Below are 1,203 nucleotides of genomic sequence, written 5' to 3' on the forward strand. Positions count from 1 at the left end.
ACATTGGGCACGGTGAGGATATAACCCTCTGCATCAATGCCACTAGGATGGAATCGTTCCATGAAGCCGTCCGTTAGTTGTGTTCAGAGAGGTACTTTAACAGAGCCAATAGTGTCCGCTTTTGGCCGGTTTCTGCCTTCCACGACCGGTAAAAACCGACCCATTATAGACGGTTGACTATTCAAGCTCCGTGCGGGGGAGGGGGAGGTTGTATTCCTTTCAGGAATGCAATACATAAAGATAATGAATTTTTATTATCGCTATTTATGACCTAACTTGATTCAAGGACATGGAGAACCGCCTTGAAATCATTACCTCTCAACCCAGCTGAAAAATTTGATACCACACGGGCCAATGAGTACGGACGACAGAGCCGTATTGCATTAGCAGGGTATGACGCCTGTCACGATCTTGCTGCATGCATGCTGGCGGCAAGCCTCAGCACTACAGGCTCGGCGAAGATACTGGTAGTTGGCGCTGGTGGGACGGCGCAGGAAATCATTGCAATGGCAACCTTGGAGCCCAGTTGGCGCTTCACTGCCGTTGATCCATCCGAGCCAATGCTGGCGGCTGCGAAGCACCAGTTAAAGACGAACGACTTGCTTGAAAGAACGGACATGCATCTTGGACATATTGAAGATCTGGTAGCAGACCAGTCCTACGACGCAGCCACTTTGATCGGCGTCCTGCATCATCTCGAGGGTGATGATGCCAAGCGCCAACTTCTGCATTCCATTCGGGCTCATCTGAAGCCGGGTGCGCCGCTGATTGTCGCAGGAAATCAGTACGCTTATGCCAGCCAACCGCTATTGCTGGCTGCTTGGGGCCAGCGATGGCGGCAGCAAGGTGCCAGCCCGGATGAAGTGAAGGCCAAACTGGGGAAAATCCTCCAGGGCGCTGATCCGCCACATTCTGAGGCGGCGGTTCAAAAACTGTTAAACGACGCGGGATTCGGGGACGCCACACGTTTCTTCAGCAGCTTGTTCTGGGGGGCTTGGTTGACGTTCAAAATGGTTTGAAGCTGGACGCGACAGGCAGCTATTGGCCGATTCTGTTGAAAAAGTCGGCCATGGTTTCCACGGCAGAAAAATACGCGCCTGAGATTGAAATCTTTACTTTTGGGCAGAGGCTTCCGGGCTCGGATTTCACGTAGCAGCGTGTAAAAAGGTGTTTTCACCACTCAATATTCAGGCCATTTGGGCG

The 1,203-nt window shown here is 52.0% G+C and carries 1 protein-coding gene; it reads left to right on the top strand.

The genetic code is table 11. The annotated features are described in order from the left end of the window. Positions 1-302 precede the first annotated feature (302 nt). Positions 303-1,019 (top strand): class I SAM-dependent methyltransferase, encoded by a 717-nt coding sequence (locus AC1DVH_RS31410; protein WP_477757063.1) that lies wholly within the window; start codon positions 303-305, stop codon positions 1,017-1,019. Positions 1,020-1,203 lie beyond the last annotated feature (184 nt).

The organism is Pseudomonas sp. P4_C3 (genome assembly GCF_056402075.1).